Annotated in this window: 13 protein-coding genes; 6 read left to right on the forward strand and 7 right to left on the reverse strand. The window is 68.0% G+C overall.

The features are described from left to right. Positions 1-29: 29 nt before the first annotated feature. Positions 30-548, reverse strand: coding sequence for a cytochrome c5 family protein (locus QRO93_RS13720; RefSeq protein WP_005407662.1), 519 nt, complete (start codon positions 546-548; stop codon positions 30-32). Between the two features lie 185 nt (positions 549-733). Further along, positions 734-1342: a TetR/AcrR family transcriptional regulator gene (locus QRO93_RS13725; protein WP_008266880.1), complete on the reverse strand. Its 609-nt coding sequence runs from the start codon at positions 1340-1342 to the stop codon at positions 734-736. Positions 1343-1502: 160 nt separating this feature from the next. Here QRO93_RS13725 and QRO93_RS13730 point away from each other — a divergent pair, with 160 nt between their 5' ends. Genes QRO93_RS13730 through QRO93_RS13740 form a run of 3 tightly spaced genes read left to right on the forward strand, consistent with a single transcriptional unit; the run spans position 1503 to position 6296 of the window. Then, positions 1503-2666, forward strand: a complete 1164-nt coding sequence (locus QRO93_RS13730; protein WP_164087813.1) for an isovaleryl-CoA dehydrogenase — start codon at positions 1503-1505, stop codon at positions 2664-2666. Between the two features lie 10 nt (positions 2667-2676). Continuing rightward, a complete protein-coding gene (locus QRO93_RS13735; RefSeq protein WP_180878697.1) occupies positions 2677-4287 on the forward strand; it encodes a carboxyl transferase domain-containing protein in 1611 nt (536 codons plus the stop codon). 26 nt (positions 4288-4313) lie between these two features. Continuing rightward, positions 4314-6296, forward strand: coding sequence for an acetyl/propionyl/methylcrotonyl-CoA carboxylase subunit alpha (locus QRO93_RS13740; protein WP_180878698.1), 1983 nt, complete (start codon positions 4314-4316; stop codon positions 6294-6296). 19 nt (positions 6297-6315) lie between these two features. Here the strand turns inward: QRO93_RS13740 and QRO93_RS13745 are convergent, their stop codons facing one another. Continuing rightward, entirely contained in the window at positions 6316-7482 is a 1167-nt protein-coding gene (locus tag QRO93_RS13745) for a putative peptide maturation dehydrogenase (protein WP_053511188.1), read from the reverse strand. 138 nt (positions 7483-7620) lie between these two features. Between QRO93_RS13745 and QRO93_RS13750 the strand changes: the two genes are divergently transcribed. Continuing rightward, positions 7621-7917: an NHLP-related RiPP peptide gene (locus tag QRO93_RS13750; protein WP_053448498.1), complete on the forward strand. Its 297-nt coding sequence runs from the start codon at positions 7621-7623 to the stop codon at positions 7915-7917. Between the two features lie 7 nt (positions 7918-7924). On the opposite strand, the gene QRO93_RS13755 is transcribed toward QRO93_RS13750, so the two are convergent. The 4 genes from QRO93_RS13755 to aceB form a co-directional block, all read right to left on the reverse strand. Further along, positions 7925-10414, reverse strand: a complete 2490-nt coding sequence (locus QRO93_RS13755; protein WP_164087810.1) for a putative peptide modification system cyclase — start codon at positions 10412-10414, stop codon at positions 7925-7927. Between the two features lie 13 nt (positions 10415-10427). Next, entirely contained in the window at positions 10428-11468 is a 1041-nt protein-coding gene (locus tag QRO93_RS13760) for a diguanylate cyclase (protein WP_053448496.1), read from the reverse strand. A 342-nt stretch (positions 11469-11810) separates the two neighbouring features. Further along, complete coding sequence (gene aceA, locus QRO93_RS13765; protein WP_004153647.1) at positions 11811-13112, reverse strand: isocitrate lyase; 1302 nt, start codon at positions 13110-13112, stop codon at positions 11811-11813. Positions 13113-13178: 66 nt separating this feature from the next. Further along, the gene (gene aceB, locus QRO93_RS13770; RefSeq protein WP_180878699.1) at positions 13179-14801 is read right to left on the reverse strand and encodes a malate synthase A; all 1623 of its coding nucleotides are present in this window, start codon (positions 14799-14801) and stop codon (positions 13179-13181) included. Positions 14802-14911: 110 nt separating this feature from the next. Here aceB and QRO93_RS13775 point away from each other — a divergent pair, with 110 nt between their 5' ends. Further along, positions 14912-15880 (forward strand): LysR family transcriptional regulator, encoded by a 969-nt coding sequence (locus tag QRO93_RS13775; protein WP_049456773.1) that lies wholly within the window; start codon positions 14912-14914, stop codon positions 15878-15880. Positions 15881-16183: 303 nt separating this feature from the next. Then, positions 16184-17092, forward strand: coding sequence for a LysR family transcriptional regulator (locus QRO93_RS13780; RefSeq protein ID WP_053448493.1), 909 nt, complete (start codon positions 16184-16186; stop codon positions 17090-17092). Positions 17093-17266 lie beyond the last annotated feature (174 nt).

Raw genomic sequence — 17266 nt, forward strand, 5'->3', positions numbered from 1 at the left:
GGCCCCCCCCCCCCCCCCCCCACTACCGGTTACTTCAGGTTACCCAGCATCCAGTCCACGGTGGCGTGGATCTGTTCCTCGGTCAGCGCCGGGTTGCCGCCCTTGGGCGGCATGATGCCGCCGTCCGGGCCGGTGTAGCCCTCGATGGCGTGCTTGTAGAGGGTGTCCTTGCCCTGCGCGATGCGCTTGTCCCAGTGCGAGTGGTCCAGCGTCGGTGCCATGCCCACGCCGGTGGTGTGGCAGGCGGTGCAGAGGTTGTCGAAGATGACCTTGCCGTCCTTGGTGCCGCCGTAGGCGACCTGCGAGGCGGCCTTGGCCAGCGCGGCAGCCTTGGCCGCTGCCTGCGCGGCGGCGCCGGTGCTGCCGGCATAGACCGCGCCGGTGGGCGAAATGCGCTGCTCGGTGCGCTTGGCCGCGGTCGGCGACACCTCCGGCGGGATCCGGGTGTGGATATAGGCAGCAAGGAGGATGAGGCCGAGGGTGATGGTCGCCAGCAGCGCGATCACCATGGAGAAGCGTTTCAGGAACTCCAGATCGTAATTCCGCACTCTTCGTTACCCCTGGCTGATAGTCGTTGGACCACGGCTGAGCGACTGCGTGATGGACCGAGTATAGAACGCGCTTCGCGTGCGACAACAGGCTTCAGGGCTGGTGCGGCGCAACATGCGTGGCCGGCATCGCCATCTCACCGGAGACATCGTGCGGAAGCCGGCCAGCGGCCGGCTCTACCGGATTACCGGGCGCCGATCGCGCGCAGGCAGAAGCTGCAGATCGCATCCACCAGTGCATCCTCGTCGCGGTGCGCTTCGCGGCTGGGTGCGGTCGGGCCGACCATCGCCTCGGTGAAGGCGCCGACCAGGCAGGCGGCGGCCACGTGCGCGTCCTGCACCGGCAGCTCACCGGCTGCCACGCCCTCTTCCACCAGGCGCAGGAACACGTCACCAAAGGCGCGGCGGCCGCGCATGCGCTCGGCTTCCACGTCCGGGTCGACCGGCTCGACGATGAAGGCATGGGCCAGCCCCGGCCCGGCCAGGGCGCGGCGGACGAAGGCGGTGATCGCCAGGCGCAGGCGCTCGCTGGCTACCTCCGGGCCGCTGGCAATGCGCTCCATGATCGCCACCTCGTGGGCCACGGCGGCGTTGAGCACCTCCACGAACAGGTCGGCCTTGGACGGGAAGTGCCGGTAGATCAACCCGGTGGACACCCCCGCCTGGGTCGCCACGGCGGTTACCGGGGCGTTGCGCCAGCCGCCTGCGGCGACCAGCTCGCGGGTGGCCAGCAGGATCCGTTCACGGGCCCCGGCCAGGCGTTCTTCCATCAGTGCAGAGCGTTTGTAGGCCATGTTTTGATTCTAGTTTCAATTTTTGAATTTGTGTTCACTTCTTTCCCGAACCCCGTTACGCTGGGGTCCATCGCCCGTGCGGGTGACGGCCCTGCCGGCCGTCGCCCGCTCCCCCGCCGGGTGCGTCCATTCCCTGCAGTCCCGCCGTGGAGCCACCGCAATGCACGTGCCATCCCTGAACTTCGATCTTGGCGAAGATATCGACCTGCTGCGCCAGAGCGTGGCCCATTTTGCCGCCGCCGAGGTCGCGCCGCTGGCCGCCGAGGCCGATGCAACCAACCAGTTCCCGTTGGCACTATGGCCGAAGCTGGGCGAACAGGGCCTGCTGGGCCTGACCGTGGAAGAAGAATACGGCGGCACCGGCATGGGCTACCTGGCCCACGTGGTGGCGATGGAAGAAATCTCGCGCGCCTCTGGCGGCATCGGCCTGTCCTACGGCGCGCACTCCAACCTGTGCGTGAACCAGCTGCGCAAGAACGGCAGCGAAGAACAGAAGCAGCGCTTCCTGCCCGGCCTGTGCAACGGCAGTCTGGTCGGCGCGCTGGCGATGAGCGAGCCGGGTGCCGGTTCGGACGTGGTGTCGATGAAGCTGCGCGCCGACAAGCGTGGCGACCGCTACGTGCTCAACGGCAACAAGATGTGGATCACCAACGGCCCGGACGCCGACGTGCTGGTGGTCTATGCCAAGACCGACATCGAGGCCGGTGCCAAGGGCATCACCGCGTTCCTGGTCGAGAAGGGCATGAAGGGCTTCTCCACCGCGCAGAAGCTGGACAAGCTGGGCATGCGCTCCTCGCCCACCTGCGAGCTGGTGTTCCAGGACTGCGAGATTCCCGAAGAGAACGTGCTGGGCCAGGTCGGTGGCGGCGTGCGCGTGCTGATGTCCGGCCTGGACTACGAGCGCGTGGTCCTTTCCGGTGGCCCGCTGGGCCTGATGGCCGCGGCCATGGACGTGGTGATGCCGTACGTGCACGAGCGCCACCAGTTCGGCGAGCCGATCGGCAGCTTCCAGCTGATCCAGGCCAAGATCGCCGACATGTACGTGGGCCTGGGTGCCTGCCGCGCCTATGTCTATGCCGTGGCGCGCGCCTGCGACCAGGGCCGTACCACCCGCCAGGACGCGGCCGGTGCGATCCTGTACGCCGCCGAGAAGGCTACCTGGCTGACCGGCCAGGCGATCCAGATCCTGGGCGGCAACGGCTACATCAACGAGTACCCGACCGGCCGCTTGTGGCGCGACGCCAAGCTGTATGAAATCGGCGCCGGCACCTCGGAGATCCGCCGCATGCTGATCGGCCGCGAACTGTTCCAGCGCACCCTGTAAGGCCACCGCGATGACCGTCCTGAACAGCCAGCTGCAACCGGGCAGCGATACGTTTGAAGCCAACCGCACCGCCATGCAGGCCGTGGTCGATGACCTGCATGCCACCCTCGCCCGCACCGCGCTGGGTGGCAACGAGGCCGCGCGTGCCAAGCACACCGCCCGCGGCAAGCTGCTGGTGCGCGACCGCATCGATGCTCTGCTCGACCCCGGCAGCGCCTTCCTGGAGATCGCGCCGCTGGCCGCGCACGGCATGTATGACGATGCCGTGCCCGCTGCCGGCGTAGTGGCCGGCATCGGCCGGGTAAGTGGCGTGGAATGCGTGATCGTGGCCAACGACGCCACGGTGAAGGGTGGCACCTACTACCCGGTGACGGTGAAGAAGCACCTGCGCGCGCAGGAGATCGCCGAGCAGAACCACCTGCCGTGCATCTACCTGGTCGATTCCGGTGGTGCGTTCCTGCCGCTGCAGGACGAGGTGTTCCCCGACCGCGACCATTTCGGCCGCATCTTCTACAACCAGGCCAACCTGTCGGCGCAGGGCATCCCGCAGATCGCCTGCGTGATGGGCAGCTGCACCGCCGGTGGCGCCTATGTGCCGGCGATGAGCGATGAGACGGTGATCGTGCGCGAACAGGGCACGATCTTCCTGGGCGGCCCGCCGCTGGTGAAGGCGGCCACTGGCGAAGTGGTGACCGCCGAGGAGCTGGGTGGTGCCGACGTGCATACGCGCATTTCCGGCGTGGCCGACCACATGGCCGACAACGACCTGCAGGCACTGGCCCGGGTGCGCGCGATCATCGCGCAGTTGAACTGGCGCAAGCCGGAACCGGCGATGGCGGTGCAGGCACCGGAAGAACCACTGCTGCCGGCACACGAGCTGTACGGCGTCATTCCCGCCGACACCCGCAAGCCTTACGACGTGCGCGAAGTGATCGCGCGGCTGGTCGATGGCTCGCGCTTCGACGAGTTCAAGCCGCGCTACGGCGCCACGCTGGTGACCGGCTTCGCGCATCTGAACGGCTATCCGATCGGCATCATCGCCAACAACGGCATCCTGTTCTCCGAATCCGCACTGAAAGGCGCGCACTTCATCGAACTGTGCACCCAGCGCAACATCCCGCTGGTGTTCCTGCAGAACATCACCGGCTTCATGGTCGGCCGCAAGTACGAACAGGGCGGCATCGCAAAAGACGGCGCCAAGCTGGTGATGGCGGTGGCCTGCGCCAAGGTGCCCAAGTTCACCGTGGTCATCGGTGGTTCGTTCGGCGCCGGCAACTACGGCATGTGCGGCCGCGCTTACTCGCCCAACTTCCTGTGGATGTGGCCGAATGCGCGCATCGGCGTGATGGGCGGCGAACAGGCCGCCAGCGTGCTGGCAACGGTCAAGCGCGATGGCATCGAAGCCAAGGGCGGGCAGTGGCCGGCGGCGGAAGAAGATGCCTTCAAGGCGCCGATCCGCGAGCAGTTCGAGCAGCAGGGCCACCCCTATTACGCCAGCGCGCGGCTGTGGGATGACGGCGTGATCGATCCGGTCGACACCCGCCGGGTGCTCGCTCTGGCCCTGTCGGCCAGCCTCAACGCCGCCCCGCAGCAGACGCGCTTCGGCGTGTTCCGCATGTAACCCGTGCCATGACAGAGTCTGTTGCCATGTTCACCAAAGTCCTGATCGCCAACCGTGGCGAGATCGCCTGCCGCGTCATCGCCACCTGCCGCCGCCTCGGCATCGCCACCGTGGCGGTGTATTCCGATGCCGACCGCAACGCGCGCCACGTGCGCCTGGCCGACGAAGCCATCCACATCGGCCCGGCCGCCGCACGCGAAAGCTACCTGCGCAGCGATGCCCTTCTCGATGCCGCACGCCTCACTGGCGCACAGGCGATCCACCCCGGCTACGGCTTCCTGTCCGAGAACGCCGACTTCGCCGATGCCTGCGCCGCCGCTGGCGTCACCTTCATCGGCCCGCCGGCCAGCGCGATCCGCGCGATGGGCGACAAGAGCGCGGCCAAGGCGCTGATGGCCAAGGCCGGTGTGCCACTCACCCCGGGCTACCACGGCGACCAGCAGGACCCGGCCTTCCTGCGCGCGCAGGCCGATGCCATCGGCTACCCGGTGCTGATCAAGGCCAGCGCCGGTGGTGGTGGCAAGGGCATGCGCAAGGTCGAACGCAGCGAGGACTTCGTCGATGCGCTGGCCAGCTGCCAGCGCGAGGCGGCCTCGGCGTTCGGCAACGATCACGTGCTGGTCGAGAAGTACGTCGAGCGCCCGCGCCATATCGAGATCCAGGTGTTCGGCGACAGCCACGGTGAGGCGGTGTACCTGTTCGAGCGCGACTGCTCGGTGCAGCGCCGCCACCAGAAGGTGCTGGAAGAAGCCCCGGCGCCGGGCATGAGCGCCGAACGCCGCGCGGCGATGGGCCAGGCGGCGGTGGATGCCGCGCGTGCGGTGGGCTACGTCGGTGCCGGCACCGTGGAGTTCATTGCCGGCCCGGACGGCGATTTCTACTTCATGGAAATGAACACCCGCCTGCAGGTGGAACACCCGGTGACCGAGTACATCACCGGCACCGACCTGGTGGAATGGCAGCTGCGCGTGGCCGCTGGCCAGCCGCTGCCGCTGCGCCAGGACCAGCTGGCGATCCACGGCCATGCCATCGAAGCGCGCCTGTATGCCGAAGATGCGGACCGCGGCTTCCTGCCCTCCACCGGCACCCTGCGCCACCTGCGCCTGCCGACGCCTTCGGCGCACGTGCGTGTGGATACCGGCGTGGAGGAAGGCGACAGCATCACCCCGTTCTACGACCCGATGATCGCCAAGCTGATCGTCTGGGACGTGGACCGCGATGCCGCGCTGCGCCGCATGAGCCAGGCCCTGGCCGACTGCCAGGTGGTGGGCGTGACCACCAATGCCGGCTTCCTGCGCCGGCTGGTGAACACCGATTCGTTCGCGAACGCCAGGCTGGATACCGCGCTGATCGAACGCGAACAGGCGGCGCTGAGTCAGGTGGGCGATACCGACGATGCGTTGTGGATGCTGGCGGCGGTGGCCGCCGTGACCCGCACCGCAGGCGCCAGCCGCGATGCGCGCGACCCGCATTCGCCGTGGCAGGCGCAGGACGGCTGGCGCCTGGGTGCTTCGGCGCCGCGCGTACTGCCGCTGCAGCAGGGTGAGCGCCGGCACACGCTGAAGGTGTGGGCTCAGGCCGATGGCTGGCGTGTGCAGTGCGATGACGCGGCGCCGGTGCAGGTGACCGGCACCGCCGATGCGCAGGGCATGACCGTGCAGCTGGAGGGCCGCCGCTGGTCGTTGCAGGCGCTGCGCGAAGGTGACCAGCTGTATCTGTTCGGTGCCGATGGCCAGCACCGCTTCACCCTGCACGATCCGGTGGGTGAATCGGACCACGCCGCGGCCGATGCCGGCAGCCTGCTGGCGCCGATGCCGGGCAGGATCGTGGCCACGCTGGTCGCGGCCGGCACCGAGGTCAAGCGCGGCACGCCGCTGGTGGTGCTGGAAGCGATGAAGATGGAACACACCCTGCAGGCCCCGGCCGATGGCACGGTGAAGGGCTACCGCGCCAAGGCCGGCGACCAGGTCGGCGACGGCGCGGTGCTGGTGGACTTCGAAGCGGCGTGATCGCCGGGGCGGCGACCGCTCAGCGGTCGTCGCCCGCCAACACGCGTCCGGCGGGATCGAATTCCGCCGTGTCCAGCGTGGCGCTGCGCCAGCCCAGGCCACAGATGGCCATTGCGCTCTGGCCTATGCCATCGAAGCCGAACGCGCGATCGACATCGGCATCGTTGATGGCCGCGGTCACGAACGCGGCCAGCCCGCGCTCGGTCGCGCACAGGTACAGCAGCTGCGAGATATGGCCGACATCCAGCGTCACCGCACGGTGCGCCTTGGCATGGTTGCGGTACTTCCAGAAGCAGCGGTCATAACGCGGCGCCAGCACCAGCAGCGCCGGCGCATCGGCAAACCACTCCTGCCCCGACAGCATCCGCCGCGCCAGCGCAGGCAGCGACGGCGGCGGCGGTGAAGGCAGGGGCAGCACGGCGTGCTGCACGGGATGGTAGTGGTACAGGCCCGGTGCCAGCCCCTCCACGTTCTGCACCAGCAGGAATCCCTCGGTGGGATGCAGGCCACCGCCGGAGGGTACGTTCTTCTTCAGGAACTCGGTATCGCGCTCGACCTTCTGCACCGCGTGCGCCATCAGCGTGCGCTGCAGCACCTGGGCCAGCAGCGGCAGCGGCAACGCGCGCTGCGGGTCGAAGTTGCGGCAGGTGGTACGCCGCGCCAGCAGTGCGTCGAACGCGGCTTCGTCGCTGCGCGGCAGCGGCTGGTAATCGCCCTGCATCGGCTGCACCACCGGCGGTGGCGGCCCCAGCCGCTGGCGCAGGCCGGCGGCGGTGTCCAGCCCCTGCCGGCGCATGTCCTCCACGCTGTCCACGGCCTGCCAACGCGCGTGGCGATGGGCCAGTGCGGCCAGCGGCCACCACTGGCTGCGCCGCAGCGCCTCATCACGCAGCTGGTGCCCCACCTCGCTGGGCGGGTCGGTCAGCAGCAGGCCCTGTTCAACCAGGCGCGCCAGCATCGCCGGGGAGGCATCGGCCGGTGGCTCGCTCCAGCGGTGCGCGCTGAGTTCGCCCAGCAGCTGGCGCTCCTCGGCATCCACCGGCAGGGGCTGGTCCAGATGGGCGGCCAGGGCCACCCAGCTGATCTGGCTGTCCATCTCGGCGTGGCCGGCCAGCATCGCGCGCAGGTCCAGGGTGACCGACTCGCGGGGTTCGAACATCAGGCTGGCGCAGCGGCGCAGGCGCATGGGTTTCCTTCCTTCTGCCGCACAACCGGCATAGCAGCAGCGACCGCAGCGCGGCCAACTTTAGCGATGAACGCGCCACGGCCCTCAATGGCAGGCTGTCGCTGCCGATACGAAACATTCCACCTACGGAAGATCCCCATGAGCACCCATCCCCGCCTTTCCGCCGAAGACGCCAGCACCCTGCTGGACCACCTGATCGGCAACGACGACTTCCGCAACCGCTTCACCGCTTCGCCGGCCAAGGCCCTGGCCTCGATCGGCCTGGACGGCGCTGTCGGCGAAAACGACTGCATGAAGATCGGTACCCTGGCGTCGGTCGAGGAGCTGTGCCGCACGCGCGATTCGCTGCATGCATACCTGAGCACCTCGACCGCCTCGATGACGGTGGTGTTCTGTTTCGAAGCCGACCGCATCGACGAGCGCGTCAACGCCTGAGCCTGCATCAGCGCGGCAGCCGCACCGACGTCGCCTCCGTGGCGATGTCGTGCACGTTCAGGGGCTGCCAGACCTGCATGGACGCCACCTCGGCAATGGCCTGGCCGTGGTGCCGGGCCAGCCAGGCCTGTTCGCGGCGCACGCCGGCAGCATCCTGCTCGGCACGCAGTGCCTGCAGCAGCACGACATGGGCCTGCACCGGCTCGCTGCCATCAAAGCTGGGCTCGAGCAGATGGCGCGCCGCCTGCGGTCGTTGTTGTGCCAGCTCGGCCATCGCCAGCACCACGCGGCGCCACTTGCCCACCACGGGGCTGCGCTGCCGCTCCAGCAGTTCGCCATGGTCGCGCAGCCACTCTGCGGCCAGCGCATGCTGGCCCTGGCGCTGGGCCAGATAGGTCAGGGCCAGCAGCTGCAGGCTGCGGCTGCCCACGGCGGAATCGTCGTTCCTGCGCAGCAGCGGCCGCAGCACGGCGGCGATGGATTCAAGCTCCTCCACATCGCCGGGCGTGCACAGCGTGGTCACCGTAGCGTGCTGCAGGCGTTGATGGATCTGGTAGTCAATCAGCTCCGGTGCTGGACCATCCGCAGCAACCGCGGCATGCAGGCTGCTGCAATCACGCTGCTCCGCAGATACCAGCAGGTGCGCCCGCAGCCGCATGCGCTGCTGCAGGTCATCCCCCCGCGGCAACCGCATCAACACCTGCTGCGCCTGTGCGTCCAGGCCCTGCGCAACCAGTACGTCCACCTCCAGGTCGTCGGCCTCATCATTGCCGCGCAGCATCTGTGCCTGATGCAAGGTGCGCATTGCCTGCTGCGGCTGGCCAACGCCCAACTGTGCCCGCGCCAGATGGATCATCGGATACAGCCGCAACGGGTCCTGAGGCACCGTCGCCGCGCGCGCATAAGGCTCGGCCTCGGTGAAGCGATTGTCCTGCAGCAGCGCCCAGGAGGTATTGGACAGTCCCGCAAATGAATCCGGATAGATCTTGGCCAGTGCGCGCCACTGCTCCAGCGGCCAGCCACCGGGTTCCAGTTCGGCCTGCCAGCCCTTCAGGTACAGCCGCTCGCGCGCGGGCAGGCGCTGCTGCTGGGCCAGCGCGTGCTCCAGCGCGTCACGCGCCTGCTGGACCTGCGCGGTGCGGGCCAGCAGCTTGGCCACGCCCATGTAGGCCAGGGCAAAGCCAGGATCGATATCGATCGCCGCCTGGTAGAGGTTGCGTGCTTCCTCGAAGCGACGCTGGCCCAGTGCGTTCTCGGCCAGCGCGAACGCACGCAGGGCGCGCAGGTCCTGGGTCGAAGCCCGCGGCAGTGGCAACGACTGCTCCAGGCTCGCCACCGACTCGCCCAGGCCACGGCGCAGGCGCCCGACCACGTCGTCCACTGCGAACACCATCTGATCGGATCGATCCGCGGTGGCGGTGAACGTCTGTATCACCTGGCCGCTGCCCGGTGCAGCGACGTCGATGGCCAGCTCGTAGCCGCCGATCTTCTGCCGCACGGTCGGCAACAGCACGGCCCGCGCGCCTTCGCGCACCGCCACGTCGACTGCGGTATCCCGGCTCAGGCGGGTATCGCCCGAAAGCCGGGCCATCTCCAGGCTTTCGCGGATCTTGCCCTCGGACAGCACGTTCACGTACCGCGACTGCTCCAGCGCGATCCGGATCGCGTGCCGCATCGACTCGTCGAAGATCGGGTCACCGGTCAGGTTGTCGACATCGGCCAGCACCACCCAGTCGCGCTCGGCGAAGGCGATCGCCGGTTCCGGCCGCAGCAGCAGCCAGCCGCCCAGCACCAGCACTGCCAGCACCAGGCCTTCGGCGGCCAGCACCACCGGCTGCCGCCACAGTGGAAGATCGCGGCGTGCCTTGGCATTGGAGCGCGGCATGCGCAGTGGCGCCGACCCGATCTCGCCCACTTCGATCACTTCCTGCACCACCGGCACACCCTTGAAGCGCCAGCGTCCGTGCGACTTCCACAGCAGGCGCGTGCCACGCTCGCCGAGTGCTTCGGTGGCGCGGTGGGTCAGCGATTCGGCCACGGCCGACAACAGGATCTGGCCCGGGCGTGCCAGCATCATCAAGCGCGCCGCCATCGGCTTGGCCAGGCCTTCCACTTCCATCGACTTGGCGCCGGCGCGGACCGCTTCGGGGCTGTTGTCCCAGGTCAGCACGTCGCCCACGTGCAGGCCGGCACGCGCACGCAGTTCAATCGAGCGCTGCTGGCCCAGCGCATGCAGTTCGCGCTGGTAGTCCAGAGCGAAGCCCAGCGCATCGATGGCGCGCTCGAACAGCATGAACAATCCGTCGGAGCGATCGATCAGCTGGCCGTTCCAGCGGTGCTGCAGCACCAGCACCAGCCGATCGTGTTCCTGGAACAGGCTCGCGGCCGCCACATCGCCGATCCGCTCGACCAGCTGCAGCGAATCACACAGATCGGTGAACAACAGGGCGCGTAGCTGGGGGCTATGCGGGGCTGACGTTCCGTTGTCGCCATTCATTGCCTGCCTCTCCCTATGGGCCGTCCGGATCATCCACCCAGCGCAGGCAGTTGCCGCCATCGCGCTTGGCCTGGTACAGCGCGCGATCGGCGCTGGCATACCATTCGCTCCAGCCGGCATCCGGCGGCAGCAGGCTGGCGCCGATGCTGACCAGGCTCACGTGCGGCGTGCCATGGCTGCGTTCAAGCAGGCCATGCACCGCGCTCAGAATGAACTCGGCCGCGTGCTGCACGATCTCGTGGTTGCCACGGCGCAGGATCAGGCAGAACTCATCGCCGCCCAGCCGGCAGGCCAGGTCCTGCTCGCCGGCCATCGAGCGCAGGATGTTGCCCATGCTCTGCAGCACGCGGTCGCCGGCCTGGTGGCCATGGCGGTCATTGATCTGCTTGAAGCGGTCGCAGTCGATCAGCAGCAAGGCCTGCGGCAGCCCTTCCTGTTCGGTACGGCATTCCTGCAGGTACAGGGTCAGACCGCGGCGGTTGTGCAGCCCGGTCAGTTCATCGGTGCGCACCAGCTCGCGCGTATGGGTCAGCTGATGGGTGGTGATGTACAGGTTGTCCAGCGCGGTTTCCAGATCATGGTTGCGCCGGCGCAGCTGGCTGATCAGGGCCTGTTCGTTGGTCAGCACGCGCATGATCGTGCGGCGCAGGAAGTAGGCGACCAGGCCGGGATCGGATTCGACCAGACGATGGAAATCGGCCGGGCCCAGTTCCAGCACTTCACAGTCGGCCAGGGCACGGGCGCTGGCACTGCGCAGGTGGTCGCCCACCAACAGGCCCAGTTCGCCGAAGAACTCATGCTGGCCGAGGGTCTTGATCACCAGGTCTTCGCCGAAGTCCAGTTCGATCTGGCCTTCGAGGATCACATACATGCGTTCGCCACGGTGGCCCCGCTGGAACAGCCACTGTCCGGCATGAAGCTTGCATGGGCGGGCGAATCTGGCGAACAATGTCACCTCGGCATCGGACAGCAGCGCGTGCACGATCTCGGCCATCGCCACCCGGGCGATACCTGACGTCACATCACTGTTCTCGGCCGCACCCCTGCCGGTCATTCCCTGCACCCGCCGCCAGCGTCCCCTGGTGAGCCGCGGAGCATAGCATCGCTTTAAAGTGTGCGCCCTATCTCATTTTGAACCTTCCGGCGCGCTTGTCCGATGTGAAGATGCGTGGTGGCCCGTTCTGGTCACCTTCACCTGCCCAAAAGTCCTGCCGGATCAATCCGATGGCCGTCTTCACAGGGTTTCGGCCAAGTTTCCGCGCTGGGGGTGCGCCGGATTGACGCTACCCGCGTTCACCGCTGTTCTACCGATACAACAACGCCGGCAGGTCCCCCGACCGGCCGGCGTTGCCTGGCCCTTCCCTGGCCACCCTGATCGTTCTGAAGCCCTACCGCATTACGCCGCGCGCTCGCTGCGGCCGCCGTGGAACTGCTCTTCCTCGGTCGAGCCGGTCAGCGCGGTGGTCGACGACTGGCCCTGCTGGATCGCCTGGGTCACCGCGTCGAAGTAGCCGGTGCCGACCTCGCGCTGGTGCTTGACCGCGGTGAAGCCACGCTCGGCCGCTTCGAACTCGGCTTCCTGCAGCTCTACGAAGGCGCTCATCTGGCGACGCGCATAGCCGTGAGCCAGGTTGAACATGCCGTAGTTCAGCGCGTGGAAACCGGCCAGGGTGATGAACTGGAACTTGTAGCCGTAGCTGCCCAGTTCACGCTGGAACTTCGCAATGGTCGCGTCGTCCAGGTTCTTCTTCCAGTTGAAGCTGGGCGAGCAGTTGTAGGCCAGCAGCTTGCCCGGGAACTTCGCATGGATCGCCTCGGCGAACTTGCGCGCGAACTCCAGGTCCGGCTTGCCGGTCTCGCACCACACCAGGTCGGCGTAGGGTGCGTAGGCCAGGCCGCGGCTGATCGCCTGGTCCAGGCCATTGCGGGTCTTGTAGAAGCCTTCCACGGTGCGCTCGCCGGTGGCGAACGGCTTGTCGTTGCCGTCGATGTCGCTGGTCAGCAGATCGGCGGCTTCGGCATCGGTGCGCGCCACCAGCAGGGTCGGCACGCCCAGCACGTCGGCGGCCAGGCGCGCGGCGTTGAGCTTCTCGATCGCCTCGCGGGTCGGCACCAGCACCTTGCCGCCCATGTGGCCGCACTTCTTCACCGAGGCCAACTGGTCTTCGAAGTGCACGCCTGCAGCACCGGCCTCGATCATCGCCTTCATCAGTTCGAAGGCGTTGAGCACGCCGCCGAAACCGGCTTCGGCGTCGGCCACGATCGGCTGCAGGAAATCGATGTCGTCCTTGCCTTCGGCATGGTGCAGCTGGTCGGCGCGCAGCAGGGTGTTGTTGATGCGCTTGACCACCGCCGGCACCGAATCGGCCGGGTACAGCGACTGGTCCGGGTACATCTGCCCCGCCAGGTTGGCGTCGGCCGCCACCTGCCAGCCGGACAGGTAGATCGCCTTCAGGCCGGCCTTGACCTGCTGCATGGCCTGGTTGCCGGTCAGCGCACCCAGCGCGTTGACGAATTCGCGCTCATGCAGCGATGCCCACAGCTTTTCCGCGCCCAGGCGGGCCAGCGAATGCTCGATGTGCACGGTGCCGCGCAGGCGCACCACGTCGGCGGCGCTGTAGTTGCGCTGGATGCCTTCCCAGCGCGGGTTGGTATCCCAGTCGTGCTGGATCTGTTCGGCAGTGGGCAGCTTGCTCATGTCTTTCTCCAGTTCGGTTGGTGCGTGCAGCGGGGAGGGAAGCGGCGGTGGAACGCGGGCGCTCGATCAGTCGATGCGTGCGTAGGCCGGCAGGGTCAGGAAATCGGTCAGTTCGTCGCTGCGGCTCAGTTCGCCCAGCAGGGCGATGGCCTCGCCGATGCGTGCGCCACCGGGCAGCGCGGCGGTATCGCCCAGCCGCGCCGGCAGCTGCGCCAGCGTGGCATCGAGCAGGGCCAGGTCGATCGCGGTGCCGTCGTCCAGTTGCTGGCCCGGCGTGTGCAGCCATTGCCACAGCTGGCTGCGGCTGATCTCGGCGGTGGCTGCGTCCTCCATCAGGTGATGGATCGGCACGCAGCCGTTGCCATCCAGCCATGCGGCCAGGTAGCGCACGCAGACTTCCACGTTGCCTTCGAAGCCGGCGCGGGTGATGGTGCCCGGCGGCCGCGCGATCAGTTCGTCGCGGCCGACACGCACATCCTGGCGCAGCACGCTGTGCTGGTTCGGGGTAGGCATGTGCTCGTCGAAGATCGCCATCGCCACCGCAATCAGCGCCGGATGCGCGACCCAGGTACCGTCGTGGCCGGCGGTCACTTCGCGCAGCTTGTCGGCGCGCACGCGGGCCATCGCCTGTTCGTTGGCGGCCGCATCGTTGTTGATCGGGATCTGCGCGGCCATGCCGCCCATCGCATGCGCACCGCGGCGGTGGCAGGTCTGGATCAGCAGTTCCGAATACGCCTTCAGGAACGGCTGGGTCATGGTCACCTGGCCGCGCTCGGGCAGCACGCGGTCGGCGTGGCGGCGGAAGGTCTTCAGGTAGGAGAAGATGTAGTCCCAGCGCCCGCAGTTCAGGCCGACGATGCGGTCGCGCAGCGCGTGCAGGATCTCGTCCATCTCGAACACCGCCGGCAGCGTTTCGATCAGCACCGTCACCTTGATCTGGCCGTGCGGCAGGCCGAGCATGCCTTCGATGTGCGACAGCGCGGTCTCCCACAGCGCCGCCTCTTCCATGCTCTGCAGCTTGGGCAGGTAGAAGTACGGGCCGCGGTCCTTGGCCTGCAGCGCGCGCGCGTTATGGAACGCGAACACCGCCGCATCGAACAGGCCACCGGCCAGCGGCTGGCCATCGATGGCCACGTGCTTTTCGTCCAGGTGCCAGCCGCGCGGGCGCACGATCAGCACCGCCTGTTCGTCGTACGGGCGCAGGCGGTAGTGCTTTCCATTGGGTGCGGTGTATTCCAGGTCACCACGCACGGCGGCGGCCAGCGACTGCTGCCCGGCCAGCAGGTTGCGCCAGGTCGGCGAGGTCGAATCCTCGAAGTCGGCCATGAACACCTTGGCGCCGGAGTTCAGCGCGTTGATGACCATCTTCGGATCGGTCGGGCCGGTGATCTCGACGCGGCGGTCCTGCAATGCGTCCGGCAGCGGCGCGACGGTCCAGTCGCCGCTGCGGATCGCGGCGGTGTCTTCGCGGAAATCCGGCAGGCCGCCCTGGTCGAAGAACGCCTGGCGTTCGCGGCGCGCCTGCAGCCGTGCCTGCCGGCCCGGTTCCACCGCGCGGTGCAGCGACACCAGCAGGGCCAGCAGCGGCGCCGGCAGCACGGTGTCCTGGCCGGCCACGCGGGTCGCCAGGGCGATGCCGGGGGTGGCCTTGGCAGCGGGGGTGGGAACAGCGGAAGCGACGGCGGACATGAGGCGACTCCAGCAGTGGGGGAACGTCTCCACGGTGCCGCCGGGGCCGAGTATTTAGCAAAACAGTTTTTGCAATGTTCTACATAAATTGTGCTAATACTTGTGACGCGATGACCACACGCCCACCGCCAAGTCCGCGTTTTTCCTACAAATCCGACCGGTTGAAACCGCTGCGCGCGTTCTGCCAGACGGTGCGGCTGGGTTCGGTCTCACGGGCGGCTGAGGCACTTTTCGTCAGCCAGCCGGCGATCAGCCTGCAGCTGCAGGCCTTGGAACGGGAGCTGGGGGTGCCGCTGTTCGAGCGCAGCGGGCGCCGCCTGGTGCCCAGCCGCGAGGGCCAGCTGCTGTATGAAATGGCGCAGCCACTGGTGGAGAACCTGGACGGGCTGGAGGCACGCTTCCGCGACAAGGTGCGCGGGCTGGATGCGGGCGAGCTGAACATCGCCGCCAACAGTTCGACCATCCTGTACCTGCTACCGAAGATCGTCGAGCGCTTCCGGATGCATCATCCGGACGTGCGCCTGACCCTGCACAACGCGATCAGTGCCGATGGCACCGACCTGCTGCGCGAGGATGCGGCCGACCTGGCGATCGGTTCGATGACCGATGTGCCGGCCGACCTCAGCTATGCCCCGGCTTACCGCTTCGAACAGGTGCTGATCGCGCCGCACGACCATCCGCTGGCCAGTGGCGGCGAGCTGGAGCTGGCCGACATCGCGCGCCATCCGCTGGTGCTGCCACCGAAGCGGCAGATCACCTACCGCCTGGTGGACCAGGTGTTCCAGCGCCACCGCATCGCCTACACCGTGGCACTGGAAGTGGGCGGCTGGGAGGTGATCAAGCAGTACGTGGCGATGGGCATGGGCATTTCCATCGTGCCGGCGCTGTGCCTGAACGAAGCCGACCATGAGCGGCTGGCGGCGCGTTCGATGAAGCGCTGGTTCCCGGAGCGCAGCTACGGGGTGATCGTGCGGCGCGGCAAGGCGTTGTCGGCGCAGGCGCGGGCGTTCATCGAGCTGATCCAGCCGGAGTTGTTCAGTCCGCGCGATTACGACCAGAGCGGGCATTCCGAGCGGTGAGGGGTGTTCTGGTTTGCAGGGCTGCCGCCCTGCACCTGCTTCAAGCCAGGGCAACGTCAAAAGCGGGCTATCCGTAGATGGCGGTGCGGTGTGGGTAGGCAGGACACGCCGTAAACCCATCCCTGGGGGCTCGATGGCGCCATCCATGGCGCCAACGGTCCTGCCCACCCACACCGCCCCACCTCTGACAGTTGGCCGCAATCTGCCGGTGGGTGCCGACCGTTGGTCGGCACGGGGTCGGATCCCGTTGCTGCGCAACGGGCTCTGACCCCATTTCTGGCTGACGATGAATACACTGGGCCCATGTCCATCGAACTGCGCCACCTGCGCTACTTCCTCGCCGTTGCCGATACGCTGCACTTCGGCCAGGCGGCTGAGCGGTTGGGTATGTCGCAGCCGCCGCTCAGCCAGCAGATCCGCCAGCTGGAGGAACTGATCGGAGCGCGCCTGTTCGTGCGCAGCCATCGCCGCGTGCAGCTGACGCCCGCCGGGCAGTTGCTGCAGGAACGGGCACGCGCGATCGTGCAGCAGGTGGAAGCGGCGGTGGACGAGGTGCAGCGCGCGCAGCGCGGCGAGCAGGGCGAGCTGCATATCGGGCTGACCCGGGCCACGCCGCTGTCACCGCAGATTCCGCGTTCGATCCTGCACTACCGGCAGCAGTATCCGCAGGTGCGGTTGCAGCTGAGCGAGATGAACACCCTGCAGCAGATAGATGCGCTGCTCGATGGCAGCCTGGACGTGGGCATCATCCGCAAGCGCACGTTGCCACCCGAGCTGGTGGCGCACAGCCTGTTCGTCGATCCGCTGGCGTTGATCGTGCATGCCGGCCACCCGGCCCTGCGCCGGCTCTCGAAGCAGGGCACGCTGTCGCTGCGCGACTTCGCACAGGAGCCGTTCGTGGCGTTCCGGCGCAGTGCCGGTGCAGGTATCCACGACCACATGATTGCGCTCTGCGCGGCGGCGGGCTTCACGCCGCGCATCGTGCAGGAGGCGGGTGAAGCCTCGACGCTGATCAGCCTGGCCGCGGCCGGCCTGGGCGCGGCGATCCTGCCGTCGTCGTGCGATCACATCCGCGTGGAAGGCGCGCGCTTCGTGGCGCTGGCCGATGCCGGTGCGCATTCGGAAGTGCAGCTGGCATGGCGCCGCGAAGGGGTGACGCCGCTGATCCGCAACTTCGCCACGCTGCTGCGCGAGGCGTTTGCGGAGGGGTGATGCGGTCGACCATGCAGCCTTGGTAGATGCCAACCTTGGTTGGCCGCCCTGCCAGAGCGCCGACCAAGGTCGGCATCTACCAGAGCAGCGCCGCGCCCAAGTGAAACGCGCGTTGGATCACGCAGTCACCGGCTGCGGTGCGCGTTGCTGCAGTGCCCAGACGATACCGCCGCC

Source organism: Stenotrophomonas maltophilia group sp. Smal17 (genome assembly GCF_030237045.1).
Lineage (GTDB): Bacteria > Pseudomonadota > Gammaproteobacteria > Xanthomonadales > Xanthomonadaceae > Stenotrophomonas > Stenotrophomonas forensis.